Annotated in this window: 12 protein-coding genes and 2 pseudogenes; 6 read left to right on the plus strand and 8 right to left on the minus strand. The window is 63.8% G+C overall.

What is annotated here, in order from left to right; all coding sequences use genetic code 11:
- Window positions 1-25: 25 nt before the first annotated feature.
- The 4 genes from CSV86_RS19705 to CSV86_RS19720 form a co-directional block, all read right to left on the minus strand.
- Complete coding sequence (locus CSV86_RS19705) at window positions 26-910, minus strand: alpha/beta hydrolase (RefSeq protein WP_009403558.1); 885 nt, start codon at window positions 908-910, stop codon at window positions 26-28.
- A complete protein-coding gene (locus CSV86_RS19710) occupies window positions 910-3,138 on the minus strand; it encodes a TonB-dependent siderophore receptor (RefSeq protein WP_009403556.1) in 2,229 nt (742 codons plus the stop codon). The genes CSV86_RS19705 and CSV86_RS19710 overlap by 1 nt, the downstream gene beginning before the upstream one ends.
- Before the next feature lie 74 nt (window positions 3,139-3,212).
- Complete coding sequence (locus CSV86_RS19715) at window positions 3,213-4,556, minus strand: HAMP domain-containing sensor histidine kinase (RefSeq protein ID WP_009403555.1); 1,344 nt, start codon at window positions 4,554-4,556, stop codon at window positions 3,213-3,215.
- A complete protein-coding gene (locus CSV86_RS19720; RefSeq protein WP_009403552.1) occupies window positions 4,556-5,239 on the minus strand; it encodes a response regulator transcription factor in 684 nt (227 codons plus the stop codon). The genes CSV86_RS19715 and CSV86_RS19720 overlap by 1 nt, the downstream gene beginning before the upstream one ends.
- 221 nt (window positions 5,240-5,460) lie before the next feature.
- Between CSV86_RS19720 and CSV86_RS19725 the strand changes: the two genes are divergently transcribed.
- From CSV86_RS19725 to CSV86_RS19740, 4 genes and pseudogenes are all read left to right on the plus strand, one after another.
- Window positions 5,461-6,072 (plus strand): glutathione S-transferase family protein, encoded by a 612-nt coding sequence (locus CSV86_RS19725; protein ID WP_009403551.1) that lies wholly within the window; start codon window positions 5,461-5,463, stop codon window positions 6,070-6,072.
- 31 nt (window positions 6,073-6,103) lie between these two features.
- Window positions 6,104-8,136: pseudogene (locus CSV86_RS19730) on the plus strand (2Fe-2S iron-sulfur cluster-binding protein).
- 34 nt (window positions 8,137-8,170) lie between these two features.
- Window positions 8,171-8,635, plus strand: coding sequence for a nuclear transport factor 2 family protein (locus tag CSV86_RS19735; RefSeq protein ID WP_009403547.1), 465 nt, complete (start codon window positions 8,171-8,173; stop codon window positions 8,633-8,635).
- Between the two features lie 110 nt (window positions 8,636-8,745).
- Entirely contained in the window at window positions 8,746-9,732 is a 987-nt protein-coding gene (locus CSV86_RS19740; protein WP_170394969.1) for a LysR family transcriptional regulator, read from the plus strand.
- Here the strand turns inward: CSV86_RS19740 and CSV86_RS19745 are convergent.
- Together CSV86_RS19745 and CSV86_RS19750 are read right to left on the minus strand one after the other, a co-directional pair.
- Window positions 9,683-10,594, minus strand: a complete 912-nt coding sequence (locus tag CSV86_RS19745) for a LysR family transcriptional regulator (RefSeq protein ID WP_009403545.1) — start codon at window positions 10,592-10,594, stop codon at window positions 9,683-9,685. The genes CSV86_RS19740 and CSV86_RS19745 overlap by 50 nt on opposite strands.
- A gap of 108 nt (window positions 10,595-10,702) precedes the next feature.
- On the minus strand, window positions 10,703-10,933 hold the full coding sequence (locus CSV86_RS19750) for a hypothetical protein (RefSeq protein WP_170394973.1): 231 nt from the start codon (window positions 10,931-10,933) through the stop codon (window positions 10,703-10,705).
- Between the two features lie 82 nt (window positions 10,934-11,015).
- Here CSV86_RS19750 and CSV86_RS19755 point away from each other — a divergent pair, with 82 nt between their 5' ends.
- The gene (locus tag CSV86_RS19755) at window positions 11,016-11,801 is read left to right on the plus strand and encodes an SDR family oxidoreductase (RefSeq protein WP_009403541.1); all 786 of its coding nucleotides are present in this window, start codon (window positions 11,016-11,018) and stop codon (window positions 11,799-11,801) included.
- Between the two features lie 220 nt (window positions 11,802-12,021).
- On the opposite strand, the gene CSV86_RS19760 is transcribed toward CSV86_RS19755, so the two are convergent.
- Complete coding sequence (locus tag CSV86_RS19760; RefSeq protein ID WP_009398332.1) at window positions 12,022-13,809, minus strand: amidohydrolase; 1,788 nt, start codon at window positions 13,807-13,809, stop codon at window positions 12,022-12,024.
- A gap of 287 nt (window positions 13,810-14,096) precedes the next feature.
- Here CSV86_RS19760 and CSV86_RS19765 point away from each other — a divergent pair, with 287 nt between their 5' ends.
- Entirely contained in the window at window positions 14,097-15,131 is a 1,035-nt protein-coding gene (locus CSV86_RS19765) for a hypothetical protein (RefSeq protein WP_158487712.1), read from the plus strand.
- 89 nt (window positions 15,132-15,220) lie between these two features.
- Here CSV86_RS19765 and guaA read toward each other — a convergent pair.
- A pseudogene (gene guaA, locus CSV86_RS19770) lies at window positions 15,221-16,797 on the minus strand (glutamine-hydrolyzing GMP synthase).
- Window positions 16,798-16,849: the final 52 nt, after the last annotated feature.

Genomic DNA, 16,849 nt, shown 5'->3' on the forward strand with positions numbered 1-16,849 from the left:
GGCCATCAGCACCACCACAAGGCTCTCAGTGAGACATCCCCTCGATCACCCGATGCAAAGAGGCCGGCAGCATCGGCCCATGGTTCAGCCCTTCGAAGCGCTGGTAACTCACCTCCAGCCCCGGCACTTGCTGCAATTGCGCCACCAGCGCCCGCGCCGGCCCTTCGTTATCCGCGCCGCCCGGAGCACGCGGCCGGGCCGGCTCGGCGGTACCGCGCATCAGCAGCAACCTCGGCCGCGCGTCGCCCAGGCGCCCGGCCAAACCCTCGGCCTCGGCCACGATTGCACCGTCCCGCCACCACAACGACGGACTCGCCGCCGCGTAGCCACTGAACGCCTCCGGCCGGGTAAACAGCGCATGCAGCACCGCCAGCCCGCCGTAGGAATGGCCCCATAACGTCTGCCGCCGAGGATCGATCGGCGCCACCCTGGCCACCAGCGGCCGCATGCGCCCCACCAGCAGATCGAGAAACGCATCCACCCCGCCACTGGGCTGCCCGGTCAGCGGATCGACCTGCGCCTCCAGCCCCGCTACCCATGGCGTATAGTCCCGGGTCCGGGCAGTACGCTCGATGCGCTGCTCGGTCCGGTACCCCACCGCCACCAGCAGCGGCGCCTGCCCGCCTGCCAGCCTTTCCAGTTCTGCCGGCTCCAGTGCACTGAGCGCGGCGTTGCCGTCGAGCATCCACAGCACCGGGTAGCCGGCCGCAGGCGCCGGCCGGGCCGGCTTGCCGACCCACAACCGGTAATGCCGCTGGCCATCGGCGGAATCAAGATCAAGGGTGCTGAAGCGATAGGCCGCGCCCTGCGTCTGCAACACCGCAGCCTGCATCTTCTGCTCCGGCTCCGGCCGTGCCACAGCGCTGCCGGCTACCAACAGCAGGCCAAGAAACAATGGCGACAGCTTCATCAGAACGATGCCGTCAGGCTGGTGTAGAAGGTCCGGCCCGGCTCGTTGTAGGTCGCCGCGCCGGCCCCGTCGATATTGTTCACGCCCTGGGCATTGCCCTCGCGGAACAGGCGCTTGTCGAACAGGTTGTCGACGCCGGTGGTCAGGCTCAGGTTCTTGCTGAAGGCGTAAGTCCCGCTCAGCCCGACCAGTGCATACGGCGACAGTTGGTTGTTGGCGTTACCGGTGACCCGGTCGCCGTGGTAGTCATACTTCTTGGGCGTCTGCTTGCCGTACCAGGCAACGCTGGCCTGCAGCGACAGGTCGTCGGTGGCCTGCCAGTCGAGCATCGAGTTGAGGGTGTACTTCGGCGTCACCGAGAGGGTCTCGCCGGTTTCCTTGTTCTTCGATTGCAGCATCCAGGTGAAGTTGTTGCTCCACTTCAGTTGCTCGGTCAGCGGGATGGTCAGGGTGCCTTCCAGGCCTTCGACCAGTGCCTTGGGCACGTTGTCCCACTGGTAGATCGCCGCGTTGGCATAGCTGCCGGTGCCACCACTGGCCTGCCCGACCGGGCTCAGGCCGGACTCGATCTTGTTCCTGTAGTCGTTGCGGAAGTAGGTCAGGCCGGCGACCCAGCCGTCCTGCTGGAATTCGATGCCCAGTTCCTTGTTGACGCTGGTCTCGGCCTTCAGGTCGGCGTTGCCTTGCAGGTAGCAGCTGGTGCTCTGCCCATAGCAGCCCTGGCCGCGGCTGTAGAGCAGGTAGTCCGGGTTCAGCTGGTACAGGTTCGGCGCCTTGTAGGCCCGGGCGATACCGGCTTTCAGGGTGAGGGTATCGGTCAGCGCGTGGGACAGGTTGAGCGACGGGCTCCAGTTGTCGCCGACCACGCTGTGGTGGTCGAAACGCAGCGCCGGAGTGAGCATGGTGCCGGGCAGCAGCTCGATATTGTCCTCGGCGAACAGCGAGAAGATCTGCGCCTGGGAGCCGGTATCCCGCCCCGTACCGCTCAGCCCGCCGACCGCGCCGCCTTCGCTGGTGGTCTGGGTGTTGGCACTCGGGTCGTCGAGTTTCTGCTGGCTCCACTCGGCGCCCAGGGTCAGGGTCTGGTCGCGCAGGGCGTGCAGCGGCAGGTTCACTTCGCCGTGGGCGGTCAGGTCGCGCAGGGTCGAGGTGTAGAAGTCGGTGTTGCTGAAGATGCCTTCGGTGCCGCCGGCCAGGCCTTCGTTGATCCGCTGGTTGCGGGTCTTCTCGTATTGCAGGTAGGCCATGGTGCTGCCGAAGTCCCAGTCGCCGCGATGGGTCACGGCGTAGTTTTCCCGGTAGAGGATGTTGGTCTCGTGACCGAGCATGCTCTTCACGTTGGCGTTGGAGTTGGTGTTCTGGGTATCGCCGGTATAGAGGTTGCCCTGGCGGCTGAAGCCCGCTTCCAGTTCCAGGGTCTGCTCCGGTGTCAGGTGCCAGCTCAACTGGCCGTTGACGTCCTTGTTGCGCACGCCTTCGCGGCCGGCCGGCAAAGTACCGGCCTGGTTGCCGGTGCGCGCGGATTCATGCCCGGCATTGATGTCCCAGTCGTCGGCGTCGGTCTTGGCCACATTGCCGTAGACCCGGTAGCTGAGGGTGTCGGTGAGCGGCCCGTTGAGGCCGAAGGTCATGCGCTTGCTGGCGCCTTCGTCGCTGTGGCTGGGGAAGTTCTGGTACACCGTCACATCGCCGTGGGTCTCGGCCCCGGCCTGCTTGGTGATGATGTTCACCACCCCGCCCATGGCCCCGGAACCGTAGCGTGCAGCTGCCGGGCCGCGTATGACCTCGATGCGCTCGACCTGGTCGGCCGGCACCCAGTTGGTATCGCCCCGGGAGTCGCGTTCGCCGCGCCAGCCGTAGCGCACCGAACTGCGGCTGCCGACCGGCTTGCCATCGACCAGGATCAAGGTGTTTTCCGGGCCCATGCCACGGATATCGATCTGCCGGTTGTTGCCGCGCTGGCCGCTGGTGGAGTTGCCGGTCAGGTTGACCCCCGGCATGGTGCGGATGATCTGCGACAGGTCGGTGGCCGGCGGGCGCTTCTTGATGTCCTCGGCGGTGATCACCGAGACACCCGGCGCCTGCTTGGTTTCCTCCAGTGCGGTGGCGACCACGTTCTGCGGCTGCAGCTCGACTACATCGGCCTCGTTGGCCGCCTGCACGGCGGTGGACAACAGGCAACCGGACAACATCAGGAAGGGAATGCGAGGGAAAGCGCGAGGCGACATCATCGATCTCCGGGACGGGCGCTGAATGCAAGAGATCACGAATGATAATGAGTGCTAATTGAGAGTAAAGCGCATTAACTTTCTAAACATTCCGCCGCCGGCATTCGCAGATGCAGGACCAACCCCGGGTTGGCGTTGCTCGCCCAGAGCTGGCCGCCCTGCAATTCGATGGCGCGGCGGGCGATGGCCAGGCCAAGGCCGAAGCCCGCGCCACTGCCGGCCAGGCGCTGGTAGGGTTCGAAGATCCGTTGCAGCTCCGTCTCGGGTACGCCAGGCCCCTGGTCGCGCAAGCGGAAATGCCACACATCTCCCTCCCGCTGCCCGCTGAAGCTCACCGTGCCACCGGGCGGTGAATGGCGGATTGCATTGCGCAGCAGGTTTTCCAGGGCCTGGGCCACGCTGTCCAGATGGCCTTCGATCCAGCAGTCGGCTGGCAGGTCGCAGGGCAATCGCGCGCGCTCCCAGCCGCTTTCGAAGCAGCAGTCTTCGCACAGGGCTTCCCACACCGAGAGCATCTGTACCGGTTCGCTGGGCAGTTGCGGTTTTTCCGTGTCCATCCAGGCCAGGTCGAGGGTGTCTTCCAGCAGCCGCTGCATATCGTCCACTTCCCGTACCAGGCGCTGGCGCAACTGCTCCGGCGGCAGGCCGCTGTCGTGGGCGATGCGCAGGCGCGCCAGCGGTGTGCGCAGTTCATGGGACAGGGTGCGCAGCAACAGGCGCTGCTGCTCCAGGCTGCGGCGCAGGCGCCCGGCCATGTGATCGAAGGCCTGGGCCAGTTCGCCGAGTTCATCGCGGCGGTTCTGCAATGGCAGGCCGGGGCTGTCCAGGTCGTCCGCACGCAGGGCGTCGGCGCGGTCGCGTAGGCGATTGAGCGGCGCCACCAGAAGGCGATAGAGCAACAGCCCCAGAAGCACGGCCAGCATCGCGGGTGCCACGCCATGGGTGACCAGATGCGTCCAGGGCGTCAGGCCGGTGGGCAGCAGGCGCTCCGGCAACTGGATGACCAGGCGCCCGGTCTCGGGATGCTCGGGAAAGGCGATGCTGACATAGGGCAACTCGTCCTGCAGGCGCCTGCTCATGGGCCAGTCGAGCTTGCGCATGAAGGTCAGGTGGCTGGCTTCCTCGGCGCTGAACGCTGTGGTGCCGAGGCTTTGCAGATCCGCCCCGACCAGCGCGACCCAGGTGTTTTCCCTGCTCGCCAGGGTGCGGCGGTATGCCTCGGCGCCCTGCGCACCGCCCTCGCGCCAGGCCTGCTCGGCCTCGGCGGCATAACGCGCCAGGTATTCCTGGTCTGCCGAGCCGAGAAAGTAGCTGCTGCGTTCCACCGACAGGCCCCAGGTCCAGATCAGCCAGGTCAGCAGCAGGCAGAAGGCGACCAGCAGCAGGGCGAGCTTCCACAGCAGCGGATGTCGGCGCATCAGGACGGCTCCGTCTCCACCAGGATGTAGCCCTGGCTGCGCACCGACTGGATCTGCACGTGCACGGCACCGATGGCTGCCAGCTTGCGTCGCAGGTTGCACACGTGCACATCGAGGCCGCGGTCCAGCCGGGTATAGGCGCGATGCAGCACGGTCTGGTAGAGGAAGGCCTTGCTCAGCGCCTCCCCGGGATGGGCACGCAGGGTCGCCAGCAGACGGTACTCGGAAGCGGTCAGGCCGGCATGACGACCTCGATGCACCACGTCCTGGCCACTCTCGTCCAGCCGGACGGCGTCCCTCGTCGTCGTGCGCCGGTCCAGCGCCACCCGGCGCAGCAGGGCATCGACCCGGGCATCCAGCTCGGCCAGGCTGAAGGGCTTGGGCAGGTAGTCGTCGGCGCCGCGGGTAAAGCCGCTGATGCGGTCCTGCTCGGCGCCGAGGGCCGACATCAGCATCACCGGCACGGCCTGCTTGCGGCGTAGCTGATCGAGCAGGCTCAGGCCGTCGGTGCCCGGCAGCATGATATCCAGGAGGACCAGGTCGAATGCGCCCTGCTCAAGGACAGCCTGTGCCTGGCTGCCGTTTTCGCAGGCGTGGACTGCGAAGCCTCGACGCAGGAAATGGCGCTGCAGGTCCTGGCGCAGGTTGAGGTCGTCTTCGGCGAGGAGAAGTCGGGGGGACACGGGTGGCGAACTCTGCACGGAAAGTGATTGCAATTGCGAATCATCCCACTTTGGCTCGGGACAGGGCAATGACATCGGTCAGACACTGCGAGAGATTATTCCACCTGAAGCAATAAAGAACTGCTAACAAAGCGTGTTCCGCCAAAAAGCATCCGCTTCCACACTGTCATCACGGATCGGGAATCACCCCGCCCCGCATAACTACAGTCAGGAGCCGGACCATGAAGATTCATCACCATCCCCTCTCGGGCCATGCCCATCGCGCCGTACTGTTCGCTTCGCTGCTGGGCGTGCCCCACGAGCTGGTCGAAGTGGATCTGGCCGCTGGGGCACACAAGTCACCCGCGTTCCTCGCCCTGAACCCGTTCGGGCAGATCCCGGTGCTGGAAGATGGCGAGATCGTGGTCGCCGATTCCAACGCGATCCTGGTCTACCTGGCGAAGAAAGCCGGGCGCACCGACTGGCTGCCGGAAGACGCGCCGGGCGCTGCGCGTGTGCAGCGCTGGCTGTCGGTAGCCGCTGGCGAACTGGCCTACGGTGCCTGTGCCGCGCGCCTGATCACTGTGTTCAACGCCAGCTTCAACGCCGAGGAAGTCATTGCCCGCGCCCATGTGCTGCTCGAACGCCTGGAGCAGCACCTCAGCGATCGCGACTGGCTGGCCGCCGATCACCCGACCATCGCCGACGTAGCGATCTACAGCTATGTGGCCCAGGCACCGGAGGGCAATGTCGACCTGTCCGGCTACCCCGCCGTCAATGCCTTCCTGAACCGCTTCGAAGCGCTGCCCGGCTTCGTACCCTTCACCCAGAGCCGGGCCGGCCTGAGGGCCTGATTCCCCTGCCCAATCCACGGGAGTGACCGACATGGCCATGCACCTGAAAAAGCTCTCCACCTGGCATGAAGGCGAGAAATTCATCCAGGAGAAAGTCGGCGTTGCCGAGCGCATGGAAGGTGTCGGCCAACGCGTGGTGCGGGATTTCATGCCCGACCAGCATCGCGCGTTCTATGCCGGGCTGCCCTTCATGGTGCTGGGCAGCGTGGATACCGAAGGCGATGCCTGGGCGAGCGTACTCGAAGGCCGGCCCGGCTTCATGAGCTCGCCCTCGCCCACGACCCTGGATATTGCAGCCCGACCGGACCCTCTGGATCCGGCCGGGATGGAATGCACGACGGCGCAGCGGTAGGCCTGCTGGGCATCGAGTTGCATACCCGGCGGCGCAATCGCATGAACGGGGTGTTGTCGCGTCTCGACGCCGGCTTTCGGGTCGAAGTGGACCAGAGCTTCGGCAACTGCCCGCGCTACATCCAGTTGCGCGACTTTTCCTTTGCCCGGGATCCGCAGGTTGCGTTCTCGGGGCAGCTAGAGGAGCTTGCGCAACTCGATGCCGCCGCGCGCCAGTTGATCGAGGCTGCCGATGCGTTCTACGTCGCCACCTACGCCGACCGCGAGGCGCGCCGCCAGGTCGATGTGTCCCATCGCGGCGGCAAGCCCGGTTTCGTCCGTGTGGGCGAGGACGGCCTGCTCACCATCCCGGACTTCAACGGCAACCTGTTCTTTTCCACCCTCGGCAATATCCATCTGAACGGCAAAGCCGGGCTGTTGTTCGTTGACTACGAAAACGGCGATGTCCTGCAGATGACCGGCGATGCCGAGGTGATCTTCGAGTCACCGGAAATCGCCGCTTTCCAGGGCGCGGAGCGCCTGTGGAGCTTCAGGCCCCGGCGCATCGTGCGGCGCCCGGCAGGCCTGGCCCTGCGCTGGACGTTCCGGGCCCAGGGCGAAGCCGAAAGCTCGCTGTTGACCGGTGACTGGCAGCGGACGGAGGAACGCCTGCGGGTTGCCTCGCTCTCCAGCCAGTGGCGACGTTTCAAGGTGGCGCAGGTGGTGCGGGAAAGTGCGTCGATCAATTCCTATTACCTGGAACCGCAGGACGGCGCTGGCCTGCTGCCATATCTGGCAGGCCAGCATCTGCCGATACGGGTGTCGATCCCCGGCGCGGACAAGCCATTGATCCGCACCTACACCCTTTCGACCGCGCCGTCCGACGGTCACTACCGTATCAGCGTGAAACGCGACGGGCTGGTCTCGTCCTGGCTGCATGAGCATCTGCACCAAGGCGATACCTTGGAAACCCGGGCTCCGGCTGGCGACTTCACCCTCGACGGCAGTGGCGATCGCCCTGTGGTGCTGCTGGCCGGTGGCGTCGGTATCACACCGATGCTGGCGATGGCACGCCATCTGGCATTCGAAGGCCGGCGTACCCAGCGCATGCGCCCGGTCACGCTGTTTTACGCGGCACGTTCGAAGCACGAGCGGGCGTTCGACCAGGAACTGGGCGAGCTTGGCATCACGCTGGTACGGGTGCTCAGCGATACCCGCGATGCCGAGGAAGGGATCGATTACGACGCCGCCGGCCGGATCGACATGCCACTGCTGACGCGTCACCTGGCGTTCGACGACTACGCGTTCTACCTGTGCGGATCACCGTCCTTCAGCCAGTCGCTGTACGACGGGCTGCGCGGATACGGCGTGGCGGACGAGCGCATTCATGCCGAAGCCTTCGGACCGGCCTCGCTCAAGCGTTCCGCCAAACCACAGCCGACCGCCCTGCACGGCCCGGCGCCGGCCAGCACATCGATACCGGTGACCTTCATCGATTCATTGAAGGAAGCGCGCTGGGAACCCGGTTCCGGCACCTTGCTGGAACTGGCCGAAGCCCGCGGCCTCGCCCCGGAATTCAGTTGCCGCGAAGGTCACTGCGGCACCTGCAAGACCCGCCTGCTCAAGGGCGCGGTCAGCTACATCAAGGAACACGCCGCCAAGGTTGGCGAGAATGAAGTCCTGGTCTGCTGCGCGGTACCTGCCGGCGAGGACCCGATCCAGCTTGCACTTTGATTTGTCTCATTCACTCAGTTTCAGGAGCCTTGCCATGTCTCGTCCACCACTGCCCCCGTTCACCGAACAGAGCGCCATCGAAAAAGTCCGCCTTGCCGAGGATGGCTGGAACAGCCGCGACGCGGCCAAGGTCGCCCTGGCCTACACCCTGGATACCCGTTGGAGAAACCGCGCCGAGTTCGTCAACAACCGCGCCGACGCCGAGGCCTTCCTCACCCGCAAATGGAACCGCGAACTGGAGTACCGCCTGATCAAGGAGCTCTGGGCCTTTACCGGCAACCGCATCGCCGTGCGCTACGCCTACGAATACCGCGACGACAGCGGCCAGTGGTTCCGCGCCTACGGCAACGAAAACTGGGAGTTCGCCGAGGACGGGCTGATGCGTGCCAGGCATGCCAGCATCAACGAACAGCCGATCCGTGAGGAAGATCGCCGGTTCCACTGGCCACTGGGCCGGCGGCCGGACGATCATCCGGGCCTGAGCCACTTTGGTTTCTGAAGCGGACACCGGACCAGGAAATGGAACATAATCCCGGGCACCCCGACCGTGTCCCGGGTCTTGCCGGAGACACTCAAGACACGCGACCGTACCGAAGGAAACACAGCGCAATGGATCGTTGGCTGGCAATGCGGGTGTTCGTCAAGGTGGCGGAAACCGAAAGCTTCGCCAAGACCGCCCGGGCGGTGCATATGAGCGCCCCGGCGGTCACGCGGATCATCGCCGCGCTGGAAGACCTGGTCGGCGCCCGGCTGCTGGTGCGCACCACCCGCTCGGTCAAGACCACCGAGGCCGGGGCGCGTTATCTCACCGATTGCCGGCGCATCCTCGGCGACATCGCCGAAGCCGAGGCCGCAGCGGCCGGGCATTACAGCGAGCCGTCCGGGACCCTGGCGATCACCGCGCCGATTCTCTTCGGGCAGATGCATGTCCTGCCTATCATCACCGAGTACCTCGACAGTTATCCGGGCATGCGTGCCCGTACGCTGTTCATCGATCGCCAGGTGAATATCGTCGAGGAGGGCCTCGACCTTGCCGTGCGCATCGGCCATCTGGCCGATTCGGGATTGACGGCGATACGGGTCGGTGCGGTGCGGCACCTGATCTGTGGCGCCCCGGCCTATCTGGAAAAACACGGAACGCCGCGCACCCCAGCCGAGCTGAAGGATCACCGCATCGTCGCCTCCGACAGCTCCTGGGCCCTGCCGGACTGGCGTTTCGCCGCAGGGCAAAGGATCACCATCGACCCGGTGCTGATGTGCAACACCAACCAGGCGGTAATCGACGCCGCACGCTCGGGATGGGGCCTGACCCGGGTGCTGCATTACCAGGTCGGGCCGGCATTGCAGGCGGGCGAATTGCAGGTGGTGCTGGAAGAATTCGAGGAACCGCCGCTGCCAATCCACCTGGTGTACCCGCAGGGGCGGCAGGCGCCAGCGAAGGTGCGGGCGTTCGTGGATATGGCAGTGGAACGGTTGCGGGGAATCCGATTTTTGGCTGAGAGGCCTCGAAACGCGAACTCACCTGCCCGCGAACGCCGCAGCCCGCTCAGGGCTGCGCCAGTCGTCCGGCCGCGTAGTCGCGCGCAAGCGCGATAAACGCCTGGAAGGCTGCGGAAGAATTGCGGCGGTTGTAGTAATAGAGGCACAGCGGCACGAGTGGCGGTGTCCAGTCTTCGAGGATACGCACGAGCCGGCCCGCGGCGATGTCTTCACGGACATCGGCTTCCATGAAGTAGCCGATCCCCACGCCATTGGCTACCGCGATCCTGGCCAGGGATGCTTCGTCAAGCGTGATCGGCCCCTCGACATCCAGTTGCAGTTCCTCACCGCCCTTCTCGAAACGCCACCGGAACAACGTGCCATCGGGAAGCCGCACGCGAACACAGGGGTAAGCGAGCAGGTCCTGCGGCACTTTAGGAATAGCCCTGTTTTCGAAGAAGGCGGCTGATGCGGCAACCGCCATGCGTCTGCGCTGCCCCAACGGTATGGCGATCGCGTCGCTGGGCACCAGGTCAGCGCTGCGCACTGCCAGATCGAAGCCCGCCGCCACGACGTCAACCAAGCGCCCCTCGGTGACGATGTCGATATGAACCTGCGGATAGCGCTGCAGATACTCCAGGACCAATGGCGCCATGATCTCGCGCGCGGCTGTTGCAAAGGCATTGATGCGCAACGTGCCGGACGGCGTTTCCTGATGGGAGCGCGCCGTATTCATCGCGTTCTGGATGCCATCGAGCGCCGGTTTGATCTGTTCGACGAAGATGCGCCCCGCATCGGTAAGCGAGACGCTGCGCGTGGTGCGGTTGAACAAACGCACGGCAAGCTCCCGCTCGAGCTTGCCTACCGCGCTGCTGATGGCCGTACTCGACATGCCGAGCTCCAGCGCCGCAGCTCGAAACGAACCACAACGCACGATGGCCAGAACGGCCTCGAGTTCGATCAGCGAATGGCGAGTCATTGTCCTGATTTCCGTGATACTCCATGCGACTTTATCTGGCTTATCAGGCGAAAAGTCCACCGCTAGATTGACGCCATCACTGCCGAGGAGATGAACATGTCAATCAAGCTACCCAAACCGATCGCCGACTTTGTCGAGGCAAACGCCAGACTCGATATCGACGGCATGATGGAACCCTTCCTGAAGGATGCCGTTTTCGTGGACAACGGCAAACGCTACGTAGGGCTGGCCGAAATCCGCCGACTGCTCGTGGAAGAAGCGATCGCGGTGAAGGCGATTTTCGAGCCCGATACCGCTCGCGAAGAAGATGGCGCTGTCGTGCTCGAGGGGCCCGCTCATGGCGACTTCCCCGCAGCCCGCTGCGTTTCACCTATCGCTTCACGCTCCTGGATGAGGCCATCAAGACCTTGGAGACCAGGGTATGGAAATGAAGGCAGATCCTTGCGAGTTTGCCGGCAAGCGCGTGCTCGTCAGCGGCGGCACCAAGGGGCTGGGTCGCGCCACGGTCGAGCGCTTCCTGGCCGGCGGAGCCCGGGTTATCACGGCTGCCCGTACGATCAAGGATCCCATCGAGGGCGTTGAATACGTGCAAGGGGACCTGACGACTGCGAAGGATGGAGAAGACTTTGCCAGGGCGGCACTTGAGCGGCTGGGCGGTATCGACATCCTTGTCCATGTCATCGGTGGGTCCACTTCGCCGGCGGGTGGCTTTGCCGCACTGACAGACGAGCATTGGCTCGCCGAACTGAACCTCAACCTGCTGGCAACCGTGCGCCTCGATCGCCTGTTGATTCCGCAGATGCTGGAGCGAGGCAAGGGCACCGTGGTGCATGTCACCTCGATCCAGTCCGTTCTACCGTTGCCCGAGTCCACCACGGGATACGCCGCAGCCAAGGCCGCACTGAGAACCTACAGCAAGTCGATCTCGAAAGAGCTCGGCCCCAAGGGGGTGCGGGTCAACGCCGTCTCGCCCGGCTGGATCATGACCGAGGCCACTGAAGACTTTCTGAAAATGCTCAGCAAATCCGGCGACACTATCGAGGAAGCGCGTCAGTCCGTGCTCGATGCCCTGGGCGGGATCCCGATCGGGCGCGGAGCCGAACCTGAAGAGGTGGCCGACCTTATCGCCTACCTCGCCGCCGACCGTGCTGCTGCGATCCACGGCGCCGAGTTTGTCATCGATGGCGGGACGATCAGGACGGTATAGCGCCTCGATCAGGGTGTAGAAAGCGACCCTGACCTGCCAGCGGCAAAAAACCAGAAGCCCGCAATTGCGGGCTTCTGGTTTTTTGCTAGATCGTGCCGACGCGGGGATCCGGTGTTTGGTTGAGCACCTCGTCCGCGACAAGCCCGAAACCCTGTAGGAGCTGGCTTGCCTGCTCCTACAGGGTCCTTGCTTTGGCATCCAGAGGATTTCTGGTTACCGATCAGCTCACCCCACAATACACCTTGCGACCACTTACCCAGGTTTCCTCGACCAGGATGTCACGCATGTTGACGCGGTCCTCCGGCTTCCATTTCAGAGGGTTCTTGGCCAGTACCACCAGATCGGCTTGCTTGCCGTCCAGCAGTGAGCCGATCTGGTGATCGAGGTGGCATTGCCATGCCGCGTCGATGGTCACGGCGCGCAGCGCCTGCTCCACGTCGAGACACTCGTTTTTGTTGAGCACCTCGCCACTCGCCTCCATCACCCGGGTGATCGCCTGCTCCATGTAACGCAGCGGACCGAATGGCGTGACGAAGCGGTCGCTGTGCAGGCTGATACGTAGGCCACCCTTCAATGCCGAGGCACAGCGGTCCAGCAGGTTCGCGCGTTCCTCGCCAAGGATGGTGCTCTGGAATGCCTGGCCCCAGTAACCAACATGCCCGATCAGGAAGCTTGGCGAAATCGCCATGCGCTTCATCAGGCCGATCGCCTCGTCATGTAGCAGCGAGCAGTGCTCGATGCGATGGCGCTGCCAGGCCCAGGCCGGTTCGGTAGGGAACGGAGGCTTCGGCAACGGATCGTTTGCGGAAGGGATGGTACAGAGCGCCAATTGATAGGCAGAGAGCACATTGCTGATGGCTTCGTCGCCGTTGGCGTGGGTCAGGATTGGCCAGCCTGCGGAGGTCACGATCTGCATCACGTGCGCCAGTTGCCGGACCGGGCTGTAGTTGAACAAACCATAGGCACCGACACCCGGAACCTGATGTTCGTTGCAGCAGTGGTACGGCTCGCTTTGCAACCCGGTCAGCCCCTGATTCGAGCCATCGGCGATCAGCTTGATCGCACGCAGGGTGAAAAGACTGTTGGCGTCGCTAGTAAGCTCGGGCTTGTAGCAGTCGACCCAAGTCATGAGATTGTTGTCGTTGCCATACAGTGCACAACCGACGCGCAGGGTCATCGACGAGGTCTGCGCGAGCTGCCTCATCATGTCCACTTCCTGCGGCCCCTTGAACAATCCGATGCTTGCGTCGAACAAGGTAGTGATGCCGCGCTGGTTGGCTTCACGGAACACCTTCTGCAGGTTCGCCAGCAACTGCTCCTGGCCCAGCTGTGGCAGCGCCTTCAGCATCTGCGCAGATTGCTGCTCGGTCAGCACACCTGTCGGGAATTGCTCGGCGAGACCTGCCGCCTGCAGTGCGAGCGTGTTGGCGTAGCTGATATGGCCGGAGGCGTTGAGGAGGAAGATCTTGACGTGGGGACCGATTTCATGGAGCTCATCGAGTGTCTTGGCCACGATGTCCGTCCACTCCTTCATCAGTGAGGGATCGACACCGAAGCCCGTGACCCATTGCTCCTTGGGATCCTTGTCTTGCACTTTCCTGGCAGCCGCGCAGATCTTGGCCTTGATCTGCTCGATGTCATATCCCTTGTCCAGGTATTGGTTGCTGATCGGCGACAGGTCGGTCCAGTCGTGGATGAGCGCACTGGACATGAGGTGAGCGTGGGGGTCGATCAACCCCGGCAGCAACGTTTCTTCGCCCACCAGTTCCCGCACGACATACGGATAGGGCTTCATTGCCTCGCGTACATCCTCGATCTTGCCGCTGGCGATCACCATGCCGTTGGCGATGCCGATGGCATCTACCGTCAGATCCAGGTGCTGAGGATCCGGGTAGATGGTTCCTCCCACGAAGATCACCGAACTCTGCGGACCGAGCGGCGTTGCTTGATGGGTTTGCGCAAGCAGGGCCTGCCAGGCGTCAGGATCATGCTCATAGAGCGGCAGCATGCCAGGCGTGCAGCAGGCACAGCCGAATTGAGGACGTTGGGACATGATGATTCCTTTCAATAGGTGGTGGTCCAGGGAATGACGCTGAACATCGCATGGCACGATTGCAGTCCGGTTATCCACGCGTCCCGCAGCACGGCGGGTTCGAGAGGCCGTCCTGTTCCCTGTCCGATCGCCTCGCTAACGTATCACTACGGATTGTAGGTGTACTCAGGATTTGGTCAGCACACATAGCAATTGGCCGCCACTTGTCTGCTGCCCGGCGGAACAGTGCCAAGGCGAAGTTCATGGCGCGCAATCCACACGCGTTCCGGCCCGCCCTCATCCTGTTCCGTATCCAAGGAGGCACGATGCAACACAGCCCGAAAGAGTTGGCTTACCTGTCAACCATCATCAAGCGAACGGCCGCCATCCGGGATTGGGATACGGATCTCAACAGCAGCGGGACGAAAAAGATCTCGGAGGTCCAGTGCATGCAGATTGTCGGTGAAGACAAGATCTTCATCGCCACCAATCCCGGCGAACAGGATGCAGTGCGGCATTACCTGAGCGGTTTCGGCGTCAACAATGCCCTGGACTTCGAGCGCTGCCTGTTCATGAGCCATGAGCTGCTGAGCATGCGCCATCAACTGTTCAACGATGCCGTGACCGTCAGGCTGAACAACGACACCAAGCGCAAGTACAGCGGCCAGGAAAAGCTGGTCATCGACAGTTTTAGGAAACCATCCTTTCTCGCCGGCAATTACCTGAAGCTGTACCAGGACATGTTCAATGTCATCAATGACGGGGGCACCGATCCGGCAGGAAGGAAACTCAGCTGGTTCCTGCGCAAACTGATTGCCTGTCCTGTCACTACCAACGCGGTCAAGGGCACCGGGGCGCCGCTCGCGGTACTTTATGAGTATTCCAAGGCCGTTGCGGTCAATGTGCTCGACAGCATCGAGAACGTGCATGCCGAGATCGTGCTGCTGACCTTCCTGGCGGAGGAAGTGACGACCAACCCGCACATGTTCGAGAACAAGGTGGTTCACCTGGGCGGGGCGAAGAAAGCCTGCGCGCATTGCGCGGCATGGATTGCCCTGTACAAGCGCTGGATGCTGAACACCTACAAGGTCAAGGTCAGGACCACGGAGAACGACGGCGGTGACACGCGTGGCGAAGCCAACGCAGCGGAGACCAGCCAACGGCCGAGTCGTCCCGCGCTCGCGACCCTCAGGGGTGCGCCCAAACTGTTGTTCACTTCCGCCGGTGCGACCGATCTGCATCACCTGAACACAATGGCCGATGACGAAGACCTCTGGTTACTGAAGAAACACGCCTGAACGGCAGCCAAAAACGCCGAAAGCCCGCAATTACGCGGGCTTCCGGTGTGTTCATTGCCACTCGATGCCGGCTTATGCCGGACGGGGGATCATTCCCACTCGATCGTCGCCGGCGGCTTGCTCGACACATCGTAGGTCACCCGCGAGATCCCTCGATCTCGTTGATGATCCGCCCACTGACAGTCTCCAGCAGCTCGTACGGCAGGTGCGCCCAGCGCGCGGTCATGAAGTCCACGGTCTCGACGGCGCGCAGGGCGACGACCCAGGCGTAGCGACGGCCGTCACCGACCACGCCCACCGATTTGACCGGCTGGAACACCACGAAAGCCTGGCTGGTCTTGTGGTACCAGTCGGCCTTGCGCAGTTCTTCGATGAAGATGTGGTCGGCACGACGCAGCAGGTCGGCGTATTCCTTCTTCACTTCGCCGAGGATGCGCACCCCCAGGCCCGGGCCCGGGAACGGGTGGCGGTAGACCATGTCGTACGGCAGGCCCAGTTCCAGGCCGATCTTGCGCACTTCGTCCTTGAACAGTTCGCGCAGCGGCTCGACCAGCTTGAGATTCATTTCCTCCGGCAGGCCACCGACGTTGTGGTGCGACTTGATCACGTGGGCCTTGCCGCTCTTGGCGCCAGCCGATTCGATGACGTCCGGGTAGATGGTGCCCTGGGCGAGGAACTGGATGTTCTCCAGCTTGCTGGCCTCGGCATCGAACACGTCGATGAAGGTGCGGCCGATGATCTTGCGCTTCTTCTCCGGGTCGGACTCGCCGGCCAGGTTGTCGAGGAACTGCGCTTCGGCATCGGCACGGATGACCTTGACGCCCATGTTCTCCTTGAACATGGCCATGACCTGGTCACCTTCGTGCAGGCGCAGCAGGCCGTTGTCGACGAAGACGCAGGTCAGCTGGTCGCCGATGGCGCGGTGCAGCAGCGCGGCGACCACCGAGGAGTCGACGCCGCCGGACAGGCCCAGCAGGACGTTGGCCGAACCCACCTGCTCGCGAACCTGGGCGATGGCGTCCTCGACGATGTTCGAGGCGGTCCACAGGGCTTCGCAACCGCAGATATCGAGGATGAAGCGCGAGAGGATGCGGCCGCCCTGCTTGGTGTGGGTCACTTCCGGGTGGAACTGCACGCCGTAGTAACCGCGGGTATCGTCGAACATGCCGGCGATCGGGCAGCTCGGGGTGCTGGCCAGGACGTGGAAGTCCTGCGGCATGCGGGTGACCTTGTCACCGTGGCTCATCCATACGTCCAGGCCGAGCACGCCGTCGTCATCGACGTGGTCCTCGATGCCGTCCAGCAGGCGGCTCTTGCCGACCACGTCGACACGGGCGTAGCCGAACTCGCGCAGGTCCGAACCCTCGACCTTGCCGCCCATCTGCTCGGCCATGGTCTGCATGCCGTAGCAGATGCCCAGCACCGGCACGTTCAGGTCGAACACGGCCTGCGGCGCGCGTGGGCTGTTGGCTTCGTGGACCGACTCAGGGCCGCCGGCCAGGATGATGCCGCGCGGGTTGAAAGCACGAATCGCTTCATCGTCCATGTCGAACGGGTGCAGTTCGCAGTACACGCCGATTTCGCGCACGCGGCGGGCGATCAGCTGGGTGTACTGGGAACCGAAGTCGAGAATCAGGATGCGGTGAGCGTGAATGTCGAGGGCCATGACTCAATCTCGTCAGTGGTAATCGGAAACGACGCGGGGCTGTTCGATAACA

The sequence above is a fragment of the Pseudomonas bharatica CSV86 genome, assembly GCF_000319305.2.
In the GTDB taxonomy this organism is placed as follows: Bacteria; Pseudomonadota; Gammaproteobacteria; order Pseudomonadales; family Pseudomonadaceae; genus Aquipseudomonas; species Aquipseudomonas bharatica.